Origin of the sequence: Janthinobacterium sp. PSPC3-1 (genome assembly GCF_049896105.1) — a bacterium.
Lineage (GTDB): Bacteria > Pseudomonadota > Gammaproteobacteria > Burkholderiales > Burkholderiaceae_D > Janthinobacterium.
The window spans coordinates 19,392-36,960 of the sequence record NZ_JAFCTQ010000048.1 but is presented as its reverse complement, the minus strand read 5'-3'; the positions used below and the strand labels follow the sequence as shown (position 1 = coordinate 36,960).

The window sequence follows — 17,569 nt, the reverse complement described above, 5'->3', positions numbered from 1 at the left end:
GCAAGGATCCCGCCCACTATCTGGCGGGACTGGAGAAACTGTGCGATGAGCTAAATGTGCTGACCTAGAAAAAAACCGCGCAGCGAGGCGTGGCGAGCGGTTGCCATCGGGGGGGCTTCGCGCCAGCGCCATACAGGTAGGCCGCACAGCACCGCGACACCAGCCAGCGCCAGCATGGCCGCCTGCTGGCCCACCGTGGCCACCGCCAGCAGCACGGCCGGCCCGCCCAGCAGCATGCCCAGCATGAAGCAGCCCACCTGCAGCGCGTTGGCATGGGTGATGCCGCTGCCGTGCAGCACGTCGGCCGCCAGCCCATCGGTGGCGATATCCTGCGTGGCGCTGGCCAGCGAGGCCACCGCGATCAGCCACAGCAGCGCAGGCGCGTGTTGTGCGTCAAACGGCTGGAAGGCCATCGCGGCCAGACTGGCGGCCAGCAGCAGCTGCATCGGCAGTATCCAGCTGCGGCGCCGGCCCACGCCGGCCAGCCAGCGGTTTTCCACCAGCGGCGACCAGCAGAACTTGAAGGCCCATGGCAGGCTGGCCAAAGGCACCAGGGCGATCATGTCCAGCGGCGCGCCGCCCTGGCGCAGCAACACGGGATAGGCCTGGAAAGCCAGGCCGATCGGCATGCCCTGGGCCAGGTAGAGCAGGGCGATCAGCCACAGGGGACGGCTGCGTGCGGAGGAGGCAGGAAAAAGGAGTGGAGAAAAAGGTGAGTCGGTTTGCTGCGTCACGGCGGCCTTTCATATCGAGCTGAAAGGCCAGCATAGGTGCGTGCGGGCGGCGCCGCTGCCCGCTTCGGTGCGCGCGCCGCCCGTATCCGGATACTATATTAAAAAGCGTACTTCGCCGACAGCAGCACATTGACCGGCGCGCCGAAGTGGTTGTTGTCCTGCGTGCTGCCGACGGCCTGGTAATAATATTTGTCGAACACGTTGTACACATTCAGCTGCAGCGACAGCTGGCGGCTGGCCTGCCACGAGGCCATCAGGTCGAGCAGGCTCATGCCGCCTTGGCGCACCGTCACGCCGCTGACGGTATTGCTGATGGCGCTGCGCGTGCGCAGCGAGCCGCCCAGCTTCCAACCGGACAGGCCGCCCGGCAGGCGGTAGTTGGTCGACAGCTTGAACAGGTGGCGCGGGGTTTGCGTGTCGTAGCGCGCACCGGCCTGGCCGGTGTCCGCATCGTGCACATAGTCGCTGGTGTTCCAGGTATAGCCGGCCAGTACCTGCCAGTCGCGCGACAACGCGCCGGCCAGTTCGAACTCCGCGCCGTGGCTGCGCACTTCGCCGGCCTGCCGGTAGCACGATGTGGCCTGGTTGCGGCAGGTTTGCTGCGCCAGCTGCAGCGGCAGGTTTTTCTGTTCGATCTGGAACAGGGCCGCGCTGGCCGTCAGGGCGCCGCCAAAATATTCGCCCTTGACGCCCGCTTCGGCATTGCTGCCGGTGACAGGGTCCAGCAGCGCGCCGCCGGCGGCTTGGTAATTTTGCGGCTGGAAGACGCTGGTCCAGCTGGCATAGGCCGAGTGCCGTGCGTCGAGCTGGTACACCAGGCCCGCGTAGGGCGTCACTTCACGCCGGACTTCATAGCCGCTGTCGTCTTGCCAGGTGCCCGAGGTCAGGTGCATGCGGTAGTGCCAGGAATCGACGCGCGCGCCCAGCATGGCGGTCAGCGGCTCGGCCAGTTGCAGCCGCGCCGTCGCGTACAGGCCGGTTTCGGCCTGCTTGCCCTTGCGCGACCACAGGTAGTCGATGGCGGGCTGCGGCACGGTGCTGGAATTCCAGTTCAGCGGATCGACCGTGACGTTGTAGTCGGCGGGCCAGCCGCCAGGGCCGTCGTTGTCGCGGTTGCGGCGGTAGCTGCCGCCGACCACCAGTTCATGCGTGCGGCCGAACAGCCGGAAAGGGCCGCTGGCGTAGGCGTCCACGCTCAGCTGGGTTTTTTTGTACGCATACTTGCCCACGCCCTGGCCGAAGTTGCTGGAGTCTTCCAGCGGATACAGATAGGTGCCCAGCATCGCCATCGTCGTTTCCAGCGCGCGCGCCGTGACGCGCGTGCGCCAGCCGCCAGCCAGTTGATGGTCGAGTTCCGCAAAGGCGCTGCGGTTGTCCTTGTTCCAGTATGCCCAGTCGGGCGTCATGCGGGCGGAGCGCGAAAACGGATAAAAGCTGCCGTCGCGGCGCGTGGGCAGGCCATTCCAGTCGGCGCCCGGATTGTCTTCGCGGCTGGCGTAGGCGCCCACGCTGAGCACCGTGCCGGGAGCCAGGTCGATATCGAGGGTGCCGTAAGCGAATCGGCGTTCATGGCGGTAGGCCTTTTTGAAGGTGTCGGCATCCTGCGCCGCCAGCACCGCGCGCCCGCGCACGCTGCCCGACGCATTCAGGGCGCCGCCGGCGTCAAGCTCGGCGCGGTAATTGTCCCAGCTGCCCGCGCTGGCGTTGACCAGCACCTGCGGCGTGGCGCCCGGGCGCTTGCGCACCAGGTTGATGGTGCCGGACGGATTGCCGGTGCCGGTGACGATGCCTGCCGCGCCGCGCAGCACTTCCACATGGTCGACCATGGCCATGGTGGCCAGGCCCATGGTGTCCTGGTCGAAGGCGACCGGCACGCCGTCGAGCATGAAGTTGTTGACCGCGAAGCCGCGCGAAAAAAACTGGGTGCGCTCGCCGCCGCCGATCTGGCGCGTGGTGATGCCGGTGGCGTCCTGCACCGCTTCGTCGAGCGACTGGAAGCCCCGGTCGTCCAGTTGCTGGCGCGTGACCACGCCGACCGACTGCGGCGTTTCGCGCGCCGACAGGGTCAGCTTGCTGGCCGTGCGCATGGCGCGCGTGGTGTACGACCCGCTGCCTTCGGTGCTGGCCGGATGGTCGACACTGGCGGTGACGGCGATGCCGGGCAGGGTCTGCGTGCCGGCAGCGGCAGGTGAAACGCCTGCCTTGCGCAGCGCATATGCGCCATTGCCCACATCGACCGCTTCCAGGCCGCTGCCGGCCAGCAGTTGCGCGAAGCCCGCCGCTACCGTAAAGCTGCCGTGCAGGCCCGCGCTGCGCGCCGCGCCCAGCTGCGCCGGCTCGAACGACAGCGGCACGCCGGCGGTGGCGGCAAAGTCGGCCAGCACGTCGCCGAGCTTGCCGGCGGCGATGGCGTAGGTCTGGATGCTGGCGGCAGGCGCCGGTGCCGCCTGGGCCATATGGAGCGGTGCGCCCGCCAGCAGGCCGGCGATGGCCAGGTGCATGGCGAGAGGTGTCAATCGGGGGAAGCGGCGTTGCGGGTGCGGTGACATGATTTCCTTTGTTCGGTGGGAGGGATGCGGCGCGTTACTGATGCGCTGTCATCCGGTACACCGGACGAGGATGAAAAAGGTGTCACTGCAAAGCAGACTATGTTTCAGGCGGACGCTGGACGGTGATCCAGTACGGCCCCACGCTGCTCGTCTGCAGTCCCAGCGTCTGGCGCAGCAGGCCCAGGCTGCGCTCGAAGTCGTGTACTGGAAACGCGCCCGAGACGCGCAGATTGGCGATCGCAGGGTCGCAACGCACGATGCCGCGCCGGTAGCGCGCCAGTTCATCGAGCAAGGCCGCCAGGCGCATGTCCTTGGCCACCAGCATGCCTTTTTCCCATAGCGCGGCACTCGGCTGCACGGCGTGCGCCTCGCCCACCGCACCGCTGGTGAACTCCAGTTCCTGGCCGGCCCTGGCTGCGCCCGTGACCGGGGTGGCGCGCGCGGGCGTGACGGCCAGCGCGCCGTCGAACACGGACAGCCGCGTGGCACGGGCCAGCAGGCGCACGGCAAAGCGCAACTTGGGCGTATCGCGTGCGCGCATGGCGCCATGCTCTGATTGAACGATCAGGGGCGGCAAGTGACGCTGATCGCGGCCGTTGGTGACGAGGATTTCGCCGGCCAGCAGATGCAGCAGGCGCGCTTCGGCGGCGTAGCGCACGTCGACCGCGCTGGCCGAATTGAGCACCAGCCGCGTGCCGTCGGCAAGCTCGATGGTGCGCTTTTCGCCGGTGGCGGTGCGCAGGTCGGCGGTCCAGGATGGCAGCTCGCGCCAGGCCAGCCAGCTGGCCGGCGCCGCCGCCAGCATCAGGCCCAGTACCTGCATCGCCTGGCGGCGGCGCGGCGCTTTCAGGCGCGACAGGGTCTGGCGCGCGGTGTCCGGTGGCAGCGCGGCGAAGTCGCCCAGCACGGCTTCGGCCCGCTGCCAGGCGGCCGCATGCAGCGGACTGCTGGCGCGCCAGCGCTCGAACCGGGCGCGTTCGCGTTCGGTCATCTCGCCGGACTGGAAGCATACCAGCCAGTCGGCCGCTTCACCGAGCAAGTCCATCGACGGCGCCGAGGTGCTCATGCGGCCGCCATGCAGGCCAGGAAAGCGGCGCGCATATGGCGCTTGACGGTGGCCAGCGACAGGCGGCGCTGGTCGGCGATCTGCTGGTAGCTCAGTTCATCAAGCTGCGCCATGAGGAAAATCTCGCGCGTTTGCGCCGGCATGGCGCGCAGCATGGCTTCCACCCGATACAGCGTTTCCAGCACCAGCAAGCGCGTTTCGGGCGAGGGCGATTGCGCTTCGGGCAGCAGGGCGATGGTGTCGAGGTAGGCGCGCTCGACCTCCTGGCGGCGCCAGTGGTCGATCAGCAGGCCCTTGGCGACATGCGTCAAAAAGGCGCGCGGCTGGGCGCCAAAATCGGCGCGGCGCGACTGCAGCAGCCGCACATAGGTGTCATGCGCCAGGTCGGCCGCCTGGCTGGCGTTGCCCAGCTTGCCCCGCAACCAGCCTTGCAGCCAGCCGTGATGGTCGCTGTAGAGGGTGGCGATGGTGGGAGCAACTGCGGGCATGTGCGATGATTTGTGAATGCGAATTATTCTCAATTATAGTCGCGTGCCCGCTCGCATGGCAAGGCGGCTGTGTCCCGCCTGCCACGCCGTACGATGATTGAAACGACGTGGTTGCACGTCCCGTACCGGGCCAGTTAGAATGCGAATCATTATTGTTTGACCGAGGATACGCCGTGCCGCCAGCCCAGAGCGACGTTCACCAGGAGGTGGGCGGCCTGTACCAGGACCATCATCGCTGGCTGCAGGGCTGGCTGCGCCACAAGATCGGCAATGCTTTCGATGCGGCCGACGTGGCGCACGACACCTTCATGCGCCTGCTCGCGCGCGACGAAGCGGTCGGTGCACGCGAGCCGCGCGCCTTCCTCACCACCGTGGCCAAAGGCGTGCTGGGCAATCTTTACCGGCGGCGCGACCTGGAAGCGGCCTATCTGGAAACGCTGGCGGCCCTGCCGCCGCAGCTGGCGCCCGATCCCGAGGCGCGGGCCATCCTGCTCGAAACCCTGTTCGATATCGACCGCCGTCTCGACGGCCTGCCGGCGCCGGTACGCCGCGCGTTTTTGCTGTCGCAGCTGGACGGCATGCCGCAGGCGGAGATTGCCGTCGCGCTCGACGTGTCGCTGGCCACCGTGCAGCGCTACCTGGTGAAAGCCATGCACCAGTGTTTTTTTGCCGGACCGCCCGCATGAGCGGCGCGCAGGCGTCCGAAGCGGCCAGCCTGGAGGCGGTGGAGTGGCTGGTGCGGCTGCAGGCCGGCGAGGTGCAGCCCGAGGTGGATGCCGCCTGGCGCATGTGGCGCGCGCAAGACCCCGGCAATGAGCTGGCCTGGCAGCATGTGGAGGGCTGCATGGCGCGCCTGCGCTCCTTGCCGGCGCCGCTGGCGCACGGCACTCTGGCGCGCGCGCCGCTGCATGCCCGGGCGCGCGAAGAGGCGCGGGTCACGCGCCGCCAGGCGCTGGCCTTGCTGACGGTGTTTGGCCTGGGCACGGCCGGCTGGCTGGCCGGCGGCGACCGGCAGGCGACGATCTGGCTGGCGGACTACCGCACCGGCACCGGAGAACTGCGCCAGATCGTGCTCGATGACGGCACCCGCGTCACGCTCGGTACCAGCACCGCCATCGACGTGCGGTTCGACGCGCGACAACGGCAGCTCACCGTGCGCGGCGGCGAGATCATGGTGGCCACCGCGCCGGACCGCGCGCAACGCCCCTTCGTGGTACGCACGGCGCAGGGCAGCTTGCGGCCGGTCGGCACGCGCTTTGCGGTACGCCAGGACGAGGGGCACACGCGCCTGGGCGTGTTCGAAGGCGCTGTCGATATCGCCCCAGAACAATTGGCTGGCGCACCGCGCCGCGTGCATGCGGGCGAACAGGCCAGTTTTACCCGCGAGCAGATCGGCGCCATCGAAGCCCTGCCTGCCGGCGCCGACGCCTGGACCACCGGCATGCTGGTGGCGCACGAGATGCCCTTGTCCACTTTTGTGGCGGAGCTGGCGCGCTACCGTCCCGGGCGCCTGGCCTGCGACCCGGCCATCGCGCATTTGCCGGTCTCCGGCATTTATCCGCTGGCCGACACCGGCCAGGTACTCGACATGCTGACCCGCACTTTGCCGGTCGATGTGCGCCAGACCACGCGCTACTGGGTGACGGTGGTGCCGCACCGGCCAGCTTCCTGACAATATTTTTAAAAAGGTGAGGGTTTTTCGATTTTCGCGTGGCACAGGTAGTGAAACCCTTTCATTGCCAGGAAAATCGCTTATGTCCATCACTCAAATACCTTCCATCGGCCGCACGCTGGCGGCCGTCGCCGTCAGCCAGGCCCTGTGGCTGCTGGCCGCAGGCTTTGCACCGGTGGCCCATGCGGCCGGTCCCGTGGCGGCCGCGCGTGCGCCGCTGGCCATTCCGGCCGGTCCCCTGGAACAGGTGCTGGTGCGCTTTGGCCAGGAGACCGGCACCATGATTTCCTACCAGGCCGCCAGCGTGGCGGGCAAGCGCAGCGCCGGCGTGGCCGGCAGCCATGGCACGGCCGAAGCCTTGAGCGCCATCCTTGCTGGCTCCGGCCTGCGCGCCGTGGCGCAAGCCAATGGCGGCTATGTGCTGGCGGCGGCGCCCGCGACGCTGGGCCAGGCCATGCCGGAGACCACCATCACCGCCGTCGCCGATGACAGCGGCGTGACGGAAGGCAGCGGCTCCTACACCACCCGCAGCATGCGTTCGGCCACGCGCCTGGGCCTGTCGGTGCGCGACACGCCGCAAGCCGTCGGCGTGATCACGCGCCAGCAGATGGACGACCAGAACCTGCAAACGGTGGAAGAGGTGCTGCAGAACGCGGCCGGCGTCGCCGTCAACCGCTACGACAGCGACCGCACCTCGTTCTTTGCGCGCGGCTTTTCGATCGCCAGCTACCAGTACGACGGCATTCCCACCACGGTCGACAACGCCTATAACGTCGGCGACAGCACGCTCGACATGACGGCCTATGACCGGGTCGAGATCGTGCGCGGCGCCACCGGCCTGCTGACGGGCGCGGGCGAGCCGTCGGCCACCGTCAACCTGGTGCGCAAGCGCGCCTCGTCGACCGAACTGGCCGGCGTGGCGGCGCTGAGCCTGGGCTCGTGGAACAATGCGCGCGCCAGCGCCGACCTGTCGGCGCCTCTGAGCGCCGACGGGCGCGTGCGCGGCCGCGTGGTGGCCAGCTACCAGGATGCCGAATCGTATGTCGACCTGTACCACGGCAAGAAAGCGATGGCCTACGCCACCGTGGAAGCGGACCTGGCGCCAGGCAGCGTGCTGATCGCCGGCTATGAGTACCAGGACAACCGTCCGCGCGGCGGCATGTATGGCGGCCTGCCGCTGTGGTACGCCGATGGCGAGCGCGCCACCTGGCCGCGTTCGGCCACCACGGCCGCCACCTGGAGCCGCTGGTACAGCGTCAGCCAGACGGCGTTCATGCGCCTGGAGCAGGAGCTGGGCGGCGGCTGGAACCTGACCGCCATGCTCAATCACGGCTGGGGAGATTATGCGGCCGCCGAATCCTTTGCCTATACCTGGCCTGACAAGCTGACGGGCCAGGGCATGCTTGGCAGTCCGGGCCAGTACCGTGGCACGCGACGCCAGGACAGCGTCGACGCCTATGTGCAGGGCCCGTTTGAACTGTTGGGCCGCAGGCACGACCTGGCGCTGGGCGTTTCGGGCAGCAAGCAGTTCGCCAGCAATCCGGGCAACTCGGGCGGCAGCGTCGACTACGGCAATTTTTATCAATGGCAGGGCGTGGCGCCGGAGCCGGACTGGAACGACCCGAATTTTTATCGCTGGAAGCTGCTCGACACGGTGCGGCAGCGCGGTATTTACGGCACCGCGCGCTTTTCGCTGGCCGATCCGGTCAAACTCATACTCGGCGCGCGCTACAGCCGCTACAAGGCCGACCATATCGACGACTGGGGCGGCAACTACGCGTACGCCAAGCACGCCGTCACGCCGTATGCGGGCCTGGTGTGGGAGATCGACCGGCGGCATTCGCTGTACGCCAGCTACAGCAAGATCTTCAAACCGCAGGGCAACCAGGACCGCCTGGGCCGCTACCTCGACCCGGTACAGGGCAAGAACCTGGAAGCGGGCGTGAAAGGCGAATACTTCGGCGGCAGGCTCAATGCGGCGCTGGCCGTGTTCCGCATCGTGCAGGACGGCCTGGCGCAGGAAGACACGGGCCACTTTGTCGGCAACTCGCTAACGCAGGCGTATTACGCGGCCGACGGCGCCACCAGCCGCGGCATCGAGATCGAGCTGTCGGGTGAACTGGCGCGTGGCTGGAACATGTCGGCCAGCGTGTCGCATGCCCAGGCCGAAGACAATGCCGGCGTGCGCCTGAACAGCTATGTGCCGCGGACGCTGGCGCGTGTATTTACCAGCTACCGCCTCGATGGCGCCTGGCAGGCCTTGTCGCTGGGCGGCGGCGTCAACTGGCAAAGCGCGGCCTGGCGCGAAGCGACCGGGCCGAATGGCCTGGAAACGGTGGGCCAGGGCGGCCACGCGGTGGCCAGCCTGATGGCGAAATATGATATCTCGCGCCGCTTGTCGCTGCAGGCGAATATCAACAACCTGTTCGACAAGCGCTATTACAGCCAGGTCGGCATGTATAACCAGGCCTACTGGGGCGCGCCGCGCAACGCCAGCGTCGCGTTGCGTTACGCGTTCTGACGCTGTTTACAGTGCTTGCAGTGGCCAGGGCTGCCTGGTCACGGCCACCGCCACGATATAGGCAAACACCAGCAGCGCGGCGACAAAGGCGGTGGCGCGCACGGCCAGCGTCTTGCCGCGCTTGAGGGCGATGGTGCCCAGCACGATATATGCCACCAGCGCGCACAGCTTGGCCATCAGCCAGGGATGTTTGCCCGGCGACTGTCCGCTCCATACGGCCAGGGTGATGGCGCTGACCAGCAGCGCCGTGTCGATCAGGTGTGGCGCGATTTTTACCCAGCGCTGTTGCAGGGCCGGGGAAGCGCGCAGCATCCAGGCGCCGCGCAGCAGGAACAGGGCGCCGCTGGCGGCGGCGCAGCCCATGTGAAAATGCTTGAGGCTCAGGTAGTCCATGTGCAGGTTTTCAGGATGGTGAAAGAGCGGCCAGCATAGCCTGAATTGCCCCGGCCGGCCATATGTCATGGGAACTAAGCCTGGAAGTTTTTGGGACGCCGAATAAAGCGTGAAAAAAAGCGGCACCGGGCATAGAATGGCCGTTCATTCTGAATGCCGCAGGGAGCAGCGATGCAATTGAAGACGCCGGGTGTGTATGTCGTGGAAGGCAATGCCGTGCCAGATTCGCTGGTGGCCGCCGCCAGCGGCATGGCGCTGTTCCTCGGTTATACGGCAAAGCCGGGCAAGGATACGGCTACCGGGCCGGTCCTGGTCGAGTCGATCAGGCAGTTCGAGCAGCAGTTCGGTGGCCCGCACGCACCGCTATTTTCGCTCCATGTCGAGCAGGGCACGCTGGAACTGCTGCCGGCGCACCACGACCAGGCGCGGTTCTTTCTCTACCATGGCTTGCAGTCCTACTTCGACAATGGCGGCGGCCCGGCCTATGTGCAGTCGACCGGCACGCATGCGCAGGCGATCACGCGCGGCAAGCGGAAAGAAGACTTCCTGGACCTGCTTGATGGCTTGAGCAAGGTGGCTGGCATCGGTCTGATCGTGGCGCCGGATGCCACGCTGCTCGATGGCAGTGACGAGTGTCATGCGGTGTGGCAGGCATTGCTCGATCACTGCGGCGCCATGCAAGACCGGATGGTGCTGATCGACGTCTACGGTGGCGGCCAGCCACGCAGCGGGCACGCGCAAGACGATATCATTTCCGGCAGCCGCCATGGCTTGCGCGCGTCGCTGCACGGCAGTTTTCTCGGCTTTGGCGCTGCCTACTATCCTTGGCTGCATTTCAATCTGGTCGATCCCTTGAGCATCACCTGGGACAATCTCGATGATGCGGCGCTGGCGCTGCTGTCCGAGGCGCTGCTGCAGGAGCTGGCCAAGCTGTCACCACCGCCTTCACCAGATGCCAGCGCGGCGCTCACGGCGCTGTTCCATGCCATTGGACGCCGCATGCCGGCGGACCAGCAACAGCGCGCCACGCTGGTCGCCGACACGCACCGCACGTTGTTGAAAACCAGTCCGTTGTACTATCGCCTGGCGGCGTTGCTGCTGGCGCTGGCCAACCAGTTGCCGCCGGGCGCCGCGATGGCCGGCGTGTACGCGCGTACCGATGCGCAGCAGGGCGTGTGGCGGGCGCCCGCCAATACCTGCATCGTCGGCGCCGTCGCACCGGCCGAAGAGATCTCGCAGCAAGACCACGAAGGACTGAACCTGCCGCCGGACGGCAAGGCCGTCAATGCCATCCGCACCATTGCAGGGGGCGGCCTGCTGATCTGGGGATCGCGCACCATGGACGGCAATAGCGACGACTGGCGCTACATCCCGGTGCGGCGCACCGCCATCATGCTGGGACGGTCGATCAGGGCAGCCATGGCCGCTCATGCATCCCTGCCCAACGATGCCCATACCTGGCAGTCGCTGCGCAGCATGATCGCCGCCTTTCTCACCGCGCAGTGGCAGAACGGCGCCTTGCCGGGCGCCAGCGCAGCCGACGCCTTCCGTGTCGAGGCCGGCCTGGGCAGCACCATGACGGGCGACGATATCGTGCAGGGCATCCTGCGCGTCAGCGTCGCCGTCGCGCTGGTCCACCCGGCAGAATTCATCCACCTGAGTTTCGAGCAGCCGATGCGCTCGTCCTGATTGTTTTTTCCGGGGCCGGGACGCCCTGCGCGCCCGTCCTGTCTTCCTTCTCCTTGCCCGCCTGCATTGCCAGGGTGCCTAGTCACTTCTGCCGACCCCTCTATTCAGATTGCCTTGCCAAAACCACCCTGTGGCCGATAGTGGCGCGGGCGGCGGCCACGTAAGCTGGCCGGGACGGCTGGCCATACGGCCAGTGCATTCATGGAGAAGCATCGTGGCTACCTTAGATGGCACCAACAATAACAGTAGTAACAAGCAGCCCGGCGCGCCCGGCATGCGGCGCAGGCAGCTGTCCGTGCTGGCCGGCAGTACCTTCGCCTTCACCATCTGCTTTGCGGTCTGGATGATGTTTGCCGTGCTGGGCATTCCGATCAAGGCCAGCCTGGGCCTGAGCGAGACCGAATTCGGCCTGCTGGCCGCCATGCCGGTGCTGACCGGCTCCCTGGTGCGTGTGCCGCTCGGGATCTGGACCGACAAATACGGCGGGCGGCGCGTGTTCTTCCTGCTGATGATCGCCAGCGTGGTGCCGATTTATCTGATTTCCTATGCCACCGCCTACTGGCATTTCCTGGTGCTGGGCATGTTCGTCGGCCTGGCCGGCGGCTCGTTCTCGGTCGGCACGCCGTATGTGGCGCGCTGGTATGAAAAGGAGCGGCGCGGGCTGGCGATGGGCATTTTCGGCGCGGGGAACTCGGGTTCGGCGCTGACCAAGTTCGTCGCGCCCGGCATCGTCGCCGCCTTCGGCTGGCAGATGCTGCCCAAGGTGTATGCGGTGGCCATGCTGGCCACGGCCATCATCTTCTGGCTGTTTTCCTTTACCGACAAATCGCACCTGGCGCCGTCGGGCGAAAGCTTTGCGTCGCAGATGCGCGTGCTGAAAGACCCCCGCGTGTGGCGCTACTGCCAGTATTACTCGGTGGTGTTCGGCGGCTATGTGGCGCTGGCGCTGTGGATGACCAAGTACTACGTGGCCGAATACGGCTTTGATTTGAAGCACGCGGCGCTGCTGGCGGCCTGCTTCTCGCTGCCCGGTGGCGTGCTGCGCGCCCTGGGTGGCTGGGTCTCGGACAAATACGGCGCGGCGAAGGTGACGTGGGCCGTGATGTGGGTGTGCTGGGTGTGCTTCTTCCTGCTGTCGTATCCGCAAACCCAGATGGTGATCGAAACCGTCACCGGCCCGCTGGCCTTCCATGTCGGCCTGTCGCCGGTGCTGTTTACCGTGCTGCTGTTCGTGGTCGGCATCGCCATGGCGGTCGGCAAGGCCTCCGTGTTCAAGTTCATCGGCGACGATTTTTCCGACAATATCGGCGCCGTCTCGGGCGTGGTGGGCCTGGCCGGCGGCCTGGGCGGCTTCGTGCTGCCGGTCCTGTTCGGCGCCCTGGTCGATCTCACCGGCGTGCGTTCGAGCGCCTTCATGCTCTTGTACGGCACCGTCTGCGTGTCCCTCGTCTGGATGCATTTCTCGTTCAAGCCGCAACGCGCGGCGCAATCCCCTCAACTCGCTGGAGCATAAGCCATGAGCAAATACATGATCAATACCTGGGAGCCTGAAACGCCCAGCTTCTGGCAACAGACCGGCAAGGCCACCGCCGGGCGCAATCTGTGGATCTCGATCCCCGCGCTGCTGCTGGCCTTTGCCGTGTGGATGGTGTGGAGCGTGGTGGTGGTCAACCTGCCCAATATCGGCTTCACCTACAGTAACAACCAGCTGTTCTGGCTGACCGCCTTGCCCGGCCTGTCCGGCGCCACCTTGCGCATCTTTTACTCGTTCATGGTGCCGATCTTCGGTGGCCGCCGCTGGACGGCGATTTCCACCGGCTCGCTGCTGATCCCCGCGATCGGCATCGGCTTTGCCGTGCAGGACGTGAATACGGGCTACCCGACCATGCTGGTATTGGCGCTGCTGTGCGGCTTCGGCGGCGGCAATTTCGCCTCGTCGATGGCCAATATCAGCTTCTTTTACCCAAAGGCGAGCAAGGGTTTCGCGCTGGGCATGAATGCGGGCCTGGGCAACCTGGGCGTGTCGGTGGTGCAGTTCGTGGTGCCGCTGGTGATCACCATGGCGGTCTTCGGCGCCTGGGGCGGCGAGTCGCTGACGTGGGCCAAGGCCGGCGCCACCAAACAGATGTGGCTGCAGAACGCCGGCTTTATCTGGGTGCCGTTCATTGCGCTGTCGACCTTGCTGGCCTGGTTCGGCATGAATGACCTGGCCTCGGCCAAGGCCTCGTTTTCCGAGCAGGCGGTGATCTTCAAGCGCAAGCACAACTGGCTGATGTGCTGGCTGTACACCGGCACCTTCGGCTCCTTCATCGGTTATTCGGCCGCGTTTCCGCTGCTGATCAAGATCCAGTTCCCGGATGTCAATCCGCTCGACTACGCCTTTCTCGGCCCGCTGGTCGGCGCCTTGTCGCGCGTGGCCGGTGGCGTGATTTCCGACAAACTGGGCGGCGCGCGCGTCACCCTGTGGTCGTTCTTCCTGATGATCGCCGCCGTGCTGGGCGTGCTGCATTTTATGCCGCAAGGCGGTATTGGTGGAAGCTTCGCCGGATTTTTCTGGATGTTCATGCTGCTGTTTGCCGGCACCGGCATCGGCAATGCGTCGACCTTCCGCATGATACCCGTGATCTTTTTGACCGAGCACCAGCGCGCCGCCGCCGGCAAGCCGAAGGCGGTGCAGGAGCAGGCGATTGTCGACGCCAACAAGGAAGGCGCGGCCGTGCTGGGCTTTACTTCCGCCGTGGCCGCGTATGGCGCCTTCTTTATCCCGAAAAGCTACGGCACTTCCATCGCTTTGACAGGCAGCCCCGACGCGGCGCTGTGGGCCTTTATCGGATTCTATGTCAGCTGCATCGCGATCACCTGGTGGTGTTATGCGCGCAAGAATGCGGCGATGCCCTGCTAAGTCGAGACCATGATGGAAGAACTGGAAAAATTCGTCAACGGCTTCAGCCTGTTCCAGCAGCAGTATTTCAGCGAGCCGCAGACTCTCTATGACAGCCTGCGCGACGGCCAGCGGCCGTCGACCCTGCTGATCGGCTGCTGCGATTCGCGGGTCGATCCGATGCTGCTGACGGGCAGCGACCCGGGCGACATGTTCGTGATCCGCAATATCGCCAACCTGGTGCCGCCATGTACGCCGGACGCGCCGCCGGGCGTCAGCTCGGGCATCGAGTTCGCCGTCTGCAAGCTGGAAGTGGCGCGGGTGATCGTATTGGGCCACGCGCGCTGCGGCGGCATCCGCGCGCTGCTGGAACCCCAGCCGCGCGCGCAGGAGCAGGAAACCGACTTCGTGGGCCAGTGGATGCGCATCGCCGAACCGGTGGCGCAGCGCGTGCGGCGCGACCTGGGCCACCGCCCGGCGCACGAACAGCGCCATGCCTGCGAGCTGGCCAGCATCCTGCAGTCGCTCGACAATCTGCTGACCTACCCATGGCTGAAACGCCGGGTGGAGCAGGGGCTGCTGAAACTGCATGGCTGGTACTTCGATATCGACAGCGGCGCGCTGATGGCGTATTCGGCGCGCCAGCAGCAGTTTTTGCCGCTGGTGTGCCCAATTGAACGGGCGCGCCATCTGCATGAGCGGCCGTGGAAGGATGTTTGATCCCGGCGGCGACATGCCGGGGGCAAGCGGCGCAGTGGCTTACAACTTGCCTTCGGCGAGCAAGGCGCGCGTACGTTGCAGCGTCGACAGCAGGGCGGTCCTGTAGCCCTTGTCGCTGTCCATCCAGGCCTGTTCCGCCTGTTCCTCCGGGCCGTTCGGCTGCTTGCCGCGCAAGCCCGTATAGCAGTAGAACTTCAGCCGCAGGGCACCGGCGTCGTCTTCGAACAGCTCGTTGACGATCACCCCTTCGCGCGGTCCCGCCGCCTGGAAGAAGGACACCTTGTGGCCTGCGTCGAAACTGATGATTTCGCGCAGGTCGACGCCGCCGATGGTGGCGTCGCGCACAATATGGCTGGCGCTTTCCTCGATCACCTCGCAGCGGGTGCACAGTCCCGGCGGCAGGAACAAACGGGCGTCGCGCGCCTTCCATGCCAGCCCGGCCCAGGCCTGGGCGCGTGTCAGCGGGACTTCTCCTTCCGGATTGACCGGTACCGTGGCAGTCGAATAGATCATGATGGCTCTCCTTGGTCGTTAAATTGAAACCGCGGCCTGGCCTGCAATGGACGCGACATACTCGCGGTAGGCGTACAGCGGCCGTCCCAGCATGGCCGTCAGGCGCGCCACGTCGCCAGCTTCCGGCAGCATGCCGTCGCTCTGGAAGCGCTCGGCCATCAGGCGCATGTCGTAGGCCATCCAGGCCGGCATGACGTTGCGCAGGTTGCGCTCGAAGCCGGCCGTATCGTCGCCGCCATAGGCGACGGGGCGCCCCAGTACCCCCGACCAGATGGCGGCCGCATCGGCCCCCGTCAGCGTGTCCGGGCCGACCAGGTTGATGCGTTCCAGCGCCAGCGGTCCGGTCGCGCCGGCGCGGCGTATCAGTTCGATGGCGGCGACCTCGCCGATGTCGCGCGGATCGACCATGGCCAGGCCCTTGGCGCCAAGCGGCATCGGATACACGCCGTGGGCCAGCACGGCGTCCCTGATCGTCAGCTCGTTGTTCATGAAGTAGGCGGGTCGAAGGATGGTGGCGGAAAAGTCCATTTGTTCGAGCATGCGTTCGACGCCGAACTTGCCGGCGAAATGCGGCACGTTCACGTAGCGGTCGCTGTGGATGACGGACAGGTAGACGATATGTTGGACACCCGCTTCCCTGGCAAGGTTCAGCGCGATCAGCGCCTGGGTAAATTCGTCGGGCGTGACGGCATTGAGCAGGAACAGGGCGGAAACGCCAGCGAAGGCCGCGCGCAATCCGGCGGGCTCCATCAGGTCGCCCTGGACGACAGCGACGCCGGCCGGGAAATCGGCCCTGGACGGATCGCGCACGAGTGCACGCACGCTGGCGCCGCGCTGGACAAGCTGGTCGATCACGTGGCGGCCGATGGTGCCGGTGGCACCGGTAACGAGGATGGTCATGATAAAACTCCTGGTGGGGTTGAAAAGGTAATTCATCATAATCATTCCACCGTGTGGCCGAAAGACGGTATATTTGGACATACTGTCTCAATGGTGGAACATATGGATATGCTGGCGTTGGTCGATTTCAATCTGGTGGCCCGGCATGGCGGCGTAGGACGGGCCGCGCGCGCCACGGGGCGGCCGAAGGCGACGCTGTCGCGCCGCGTGGCCGAGCTGGAAAGCAGCCTGGGTCTGCGCCTGTTCGAGCGCGGCGCGCGCACGCTGAAACTCACGCAGGAGGGCAAGGCCCTGCATGAACGCACGAGCGTGCTGTTGAACGAGATCGACGAAACGGCCGGCGCGATTGCACAGGGCAGCGCGATAGCGCGCGGCCGCCTGCGCATCAGCGCGCCGCTGCTGTTCTCGCAGGCGGCAATGGGCAAGCTGGCAGCCGGCTTCGCGCTGAAGTATCCCGAGGTCCGGCTGGAGGTGACGACCGAGGACCGGCCGGTCGACATGGTCGAGGAGGGCTACGACCTGGTTATCCGCGTCAATCCCGCGCCTGACGCCAGCCTGGTCGGCCGCATCTTCCTGCGCGACCGGCTGGTGGTGGTGGCGCCGCCTGGCCTGGCGGCGCCCGGCGGCGGGGCTGCCGTGCCGGCCGTCATGCGCGGCACGCGCCGCGAGCGCGAGGCCTGGCATGTCGTGACGCCGGCCGGAACATCGACGATCGAGGTCGAACCGGTGCTGTGCCTGGCGTCGCTGTTCATGGTGCGCGATGCGGTGAGGCTGGGCGTCGGCGCCGCCCAGCTGCCCTTGTCGCTGGTCAGCCATGACCTGGCGGCCGGGACCCTGGCCAGCTGGGGCGACGTCGACGGCACGGAAATCGCGCTGTGGGCGCTGTATCCGTCGCGAAGACTGCTCAGCGCGCGGGTATCGGCCTTCCTCGCCTGCCTGAAGGAGGCCTTTCCGATGGGGACACCGGACGAACTGGCCGCCTATATCGCAAACGCCTAGGCAAACCTGAGCAGATCCCCGCTGCGGTCGAACGCCAGCAGGCTGTCGATGCGTCCTTCCTCGATCGCCTTGACCATGGACCGCAGCGGCGCCTCGCACTGCTGCGGCGCCGGCGGCTGGCCACCGCTACCGGCCAGGCCCGCCACGAACACCACGTCCCAGTGCGCCGGCATCTGTGTCGACTCCTCCATCAACTGCTCGAAACTGCCCAGTTCCCCGGGCAGCTTGTCGGCGCACAGCACCGGCGTGAGCGACTTGCCCTGGCCGCCAGGTTCCGCTTCGGCGCGGGTAAAGGTAAACAGCAGGCGCTGCGGCTGCTCCTGCTGGCGCGCGCTGGCGACGAGGCTGGCGTAATCGGTGATGCTCATGGTGCGAACTCCTGTGTGAATGGTGAAGGCTGACAGGTATACCGCAGCGGCGAGCGTGCGCCCATAGGCATTAGTG

At 66.6% G+C, this 17,569-nt stretch carries 16 protein-coding genes; 8 read left to right on the top strand and 8 right to left on the bottom strand.

Features of this window, described 5'->3' with window-relative positions; all coding sequences use genetic code 11:
• Nucleotides 1-50 precede the first annotated feature (50 nt).
• From ACP7B7_RS28625 to ACP7B7_RS28610, 4 genes are all read right to left on the bottom strand, one after another.
• Nucleotides 51-734 (bottom strand): MFS transporter, encoded by a 684-nt coding sequence (locus tag ACP7B7_RS28625; RefSeq protein WP_426078969.1) that lies wholly within the window; start codon nucleotides 732-734, stop codon nucleotides 51-53.
• A gap of 98 nt (nucleotides 735-832) precedes the next feature.
• Nucleotides 833-3,283, bottom strand: a complete 2,451-nt coding sequence (locus tag ACP7B7_RS28620) for a TonB-dependent siderophore receptor (RefSeq protein WP_426078968.1) — start codon at nucleotides 3,281-3,283, stop codon at nucleotides 833-835.
• Nucleotides 3,284-3,380: 97 nt separating this feature from the next.
• Nucleotides 3,381-4,349, bottom strand: coding sequence for a FecR domain-containing protein (locus tag ACP7B7_RS28615; protein WP_426078967.1), 969 nt, complete (start codon nucleotides 4,347-4,349; stop codon nucleotides 3,381-3,383).
• The gene (locus tag ACP7B7_RS28610; RefSeq protein ID WP_426078966.1) at nucleotides 4,346-4,837 is read right to left on the bottom strand and encodes a sigma-70 family RNA polymerase sigma factor; all 492 of its coding nucleotides are present in this window, start codon (nucleotides 4,835-4,837) and stop codon (nucleotides 4,346-4,348) included. The genes ACP7B7_RS28615 and ACP7B7_RS28610 overlap by 4 nt, the downstream gene beginning before the upstream one ends.
• A gap of 173 nt (nucleotides 4,838-5,010) precedes the next feature.
• Between ACP7B7_RS28610 and ACP7B7_RS28605 the strand changes: the two genes are divergently transcribed.
• The 3 genes from ACP7B7_RS28605 (at nucleotide 5,011) to ACP7B7_RS28595 (ending at nucleotide 9,030) form a co-directional block, all read left to right on the top strand.
• Nucleotides 5,011-5,523, top strand: coding sequence for a sigma-70 family RNA polymerase sigma factor (locus tag ACP7B7_RS28605; RefSeq protein ID WP_426078965.1), 513 nt, complete (start codon nucleotides 5,011-5,013; stop codon nucleotides 5,521-5,523).
• Nucleotides 5,520-6,509, top strand: coding sequence for a FecR domain-containing protein (locus ACP7B7_RS28600; protein WP_426078964.1), 990 nt, complete (start codon nucleotides 5,520-5,522; stop codon nucleotides 6,507-6,509). Before ACP7B7_RS28605 ends, ACP7B7_RS28600 begins: the two co-directional genes overlap by 4 nt.
• A gap of 82 nt (nucleotides 6,510-6,591) precedes the next feature.
• A complete protein-coding gene (locus ACP7B7_RS28595; protein WP_426078963.1) occupies nucleotides 6,592-9,030 on the top strand; it encodes a TonB-dependent siderophore receptor in 2,439 nt (812 codons plus the stop codon).
• 6 nt (nucleotides 9,031-9,036) lie between these two features.
• Here ACP7B7_RS28595 and ACP7B7_RS28590 read toward each other — a convergent pair whose 3' ends face one another.
• Nucleotides 9,037-9,423, bottom strand: coding sequence for a SirB2 family protein (locus ACP7B7_RS28590; RefSeq protein ID WP_308920912.1), 387 nt, complete (start codon nucleotides 9,421-9,423; stop codon nucleotides 9,037-9,039).
• A 171-nt stretch (nucleotides 9,424-9,594) separates the two neighbouring features.
• Here ACP7B7_RS28590 and ACP7B7_RS28585 point away from each other — a divergent pair, with 171 nt between their 5' ends.
• The 4 genes from ACP7B7_RS28585 (at nucleotide 9,595) to ACP7B7_RS28570 (ending at nucleotide 14,713) form a co-directional block, all read left to right on the top strand.
• Nucleotides 9,595-11,112: a phage tail sheath family protein gene (locus tag ACP7B7_RS28585; protein ID WP_426078962.1), complete on the top strand. Its 1,518-nt coding sequence runs from the start codon at nucleotides 9,595-9,597 to the stop codon at nucleotides 11,110-11,112.
• A gap of 274 nt (nucleotides 11,113-11,386) precedes the next feature.
• Nucleotides 11,387-12,625 (top strand): MFS transporter, encoded by a 1,239-nt coding sequence (locus ACP7B7_RS28580; RefSeq protein WP_426078971.1) that lies wholly within the window; start codon nucleotides 11,387-11,389, stop codon nucleotides 12,623-12,625.
• 3 nt (nucleotides 12,626-12,628) lie between these two features.
• Nucleotides 12,629-14,014 carry a NarK family nitrate/nitrite MFS transporter gene (locus ACP7B7_RS28575; RefSeq protein WP_426078961.1) on the top strand — a complete coding sequence of 462 codons (1,386 nt, stop codon included), beginning with the start codon at nucleotides 12,629-12,631 and terminating at the stop codon, nucleotides 14,012-14,014.
• Between the two features lie 12 nt (nucleotides 14,015-14,026).
• Entirely contained in the window at nucleotides 14,027-14,713 is a 687-nt protein-coding gene (locus ACP7B7_RS28570; protein WP_426078970.1) for a carbonic anhydrase, read from the top strand.
• Between the two features lie 39 nt (nucleotides 14,714-14,752).
• Here ACP7B7_RS28570 and ACP7B7_RS28565 read toward each other — a convergent pair whose 3' ends face one another.
• Both ACP7B7_RS28565 and ACP7B7_RS28560 read right to left on the bottom strand, forming a co-directional pair.
• Nucleotides 14,753-15,226, bottom strand: a complete 474-nt coding sequence (locus ACP7B7_RS28565; RefSeq protein ID WP_426078960.1) for an AtaL-like protein — start codon at nucleotides 15,224-15,226, stop codon at nucleotides 14,753-14,755.
• 18 nt (nucleotides 15,227-15,244) lie between these two features.
• Nucleotides 15,245-16,126, bottom strand: a complete 882-nt coding sequence (locus ACP7B7_RS28560; protein WP_426078959.1) for an NmrA/HSCARG family protein — start codon at nucleotides 16,124-16,126, stop codon at nucleotides 15,245-15,247.
• 102 nt (nucleotides 16,127-16,228) lie between these two features.
• Here ACP7B7_RS28560 and ACP7B7_RS28555 point away from each other — a divergent pair, with 102 nt between their 5' ends.
• Nucleotides 16,229-17,125: a LysR family transcriptional regulator gene (locus ACP7B7_RS28555; protein ID WP_426078958.1), complete on the top strand. Its 897-nt coding sequence runs from the start codon at nucleotides 16,229-16,231 to the stop codon at nucleotides 17,123-17,125.
• Here the strand turns inward: ACP7B7_RS28555 and ACP7B7_RS28550 are convergent.
• Entirely contained in the window at nucleotides 17,122-17,493 is a 372-nt protein-coding gene (locus ACP7B7_RS28550) for a ribonucleotide reductase subunit alpha (RefSeq protein ID WP_426078957.1), read from the bottom strand. The two genes, ACP7B7_RS28555 and ACP7B7_RS28550, sit on opposite strands and share 4 nt — an antisense overlap.
• Nucleotides 17,494-17,569: the final 76 nt, after the last annotated feature.

What these genes read in the sequence shown, in the direction of transcription:
- ACP7B7_RS28590 (WP_308920912.1), bottom strand. Translation starts at nt 9,423, where the DNA reads ATGGACTACCTGAGCCTCAAGCATTTTCACATGGGCTGCGCCGCCGCC.
- ACP7B7_RS28580 (WP_426078971.1), top strand. Translation starts at nt 11,387, where the DNA reads ATGCGGCGCAGGCAGCTGTCCGTGCTGGCCGGCAGTACCTTCGCCTTC.
- ACP7B7_RS28620 (WP_426078968.1), bottom strand. Translation starts at nt 3,283, where the DNA reads ATGTCACCGCACCCGCAACGCCGCTTCCCCCGATTGACACCTCTCGCC.
- ACP7B7_RS28595 (WP_426078963.1), top strand. Translation starts at nt 6,592, where the DNA reads ATGTCCATCACTCAAATACCTTCCATCGGCCGCACGCTGGCGGCCGTC.
- ACP7B7_RS28600 (WP_426078964.1), top strand. Translation starts at nt 5,520, where the DNA reads ATGAGCGGCGCGCAGGCGTCCGAAGCGGCCAGCCTGGAGGCGGTGGAG.
- ACP7B7_RS28550 (WP_426078957.1), bottom strand. Translation starts at nt 17,493, where the DNA reads ATGAGCATCACCGATTACGCCAGCCTCGTCGCCAGCGCGCGCCAGCAG.
- ACP7B7_RS28560 (WP_426078959.1), bottom strand. Translation starts at nt 16,126, where the DNA reads ATGACCATCCTCGTTACCGGTGCCACCGGCACCATCGGCCGCCACGTG.
- ACP7B7_RS28585 (WP_426078962.1), top strand. Translation starts at nt 9,595, where the DNA reads ATGCAATTGAAGACGCCGGGTGTGTATGTCGTGGAAGGCAATGCCGTG.
- ACP7B7_RS28565 (WP_426078960.1), bottom strand. Translation starts at nt 15,226, where the DNA reads ATGATCTATTCGACTGCCACGGTACCGGTCAATCCGGAAGGAGAAGTC.
- ACP7B7_RS28570 (WP_426078970.1), top strand. Translation starts at nt 14,027, where the DNA reads ATGGAAGAACTGGAAAAATTCGTCAACGGCTTCAGCCTGTTCCAGCAG.
- ACP7B7_RS28615 (WP_426078967.1), bottom strand. Translation starts at nt 4,349, where the DNA reads ATGAGCACCTCGGCGCCGTCGATGGACTTGCTCGGTGAAGCGGCCGAC.
- ACP7B7_RS28555 (WP_426078958.1), top strand. Translation starts at nt 16,229, where the DNA reads ATGGATATGCTGGCGTTGGTCGATTTCAATCTGGTGGCCCGGCATGGC.
- ACP7B7_RS28575 (WP_426078961.1), top strand. Translation starts at nt 12,629, where the DNA reads ATGAGCAAATACATGATCAATACCTGGGAGCCTGAAACGCCCAGCTTC.
- ACP7B7_RS28610 (WP_426078966.1), bottom strand. Translation starts at nt 4,837, where the DNA reads ATGCCCGCAGTTGCTCCCACCATCGCCACCCTCTACAGCGACCATCAC.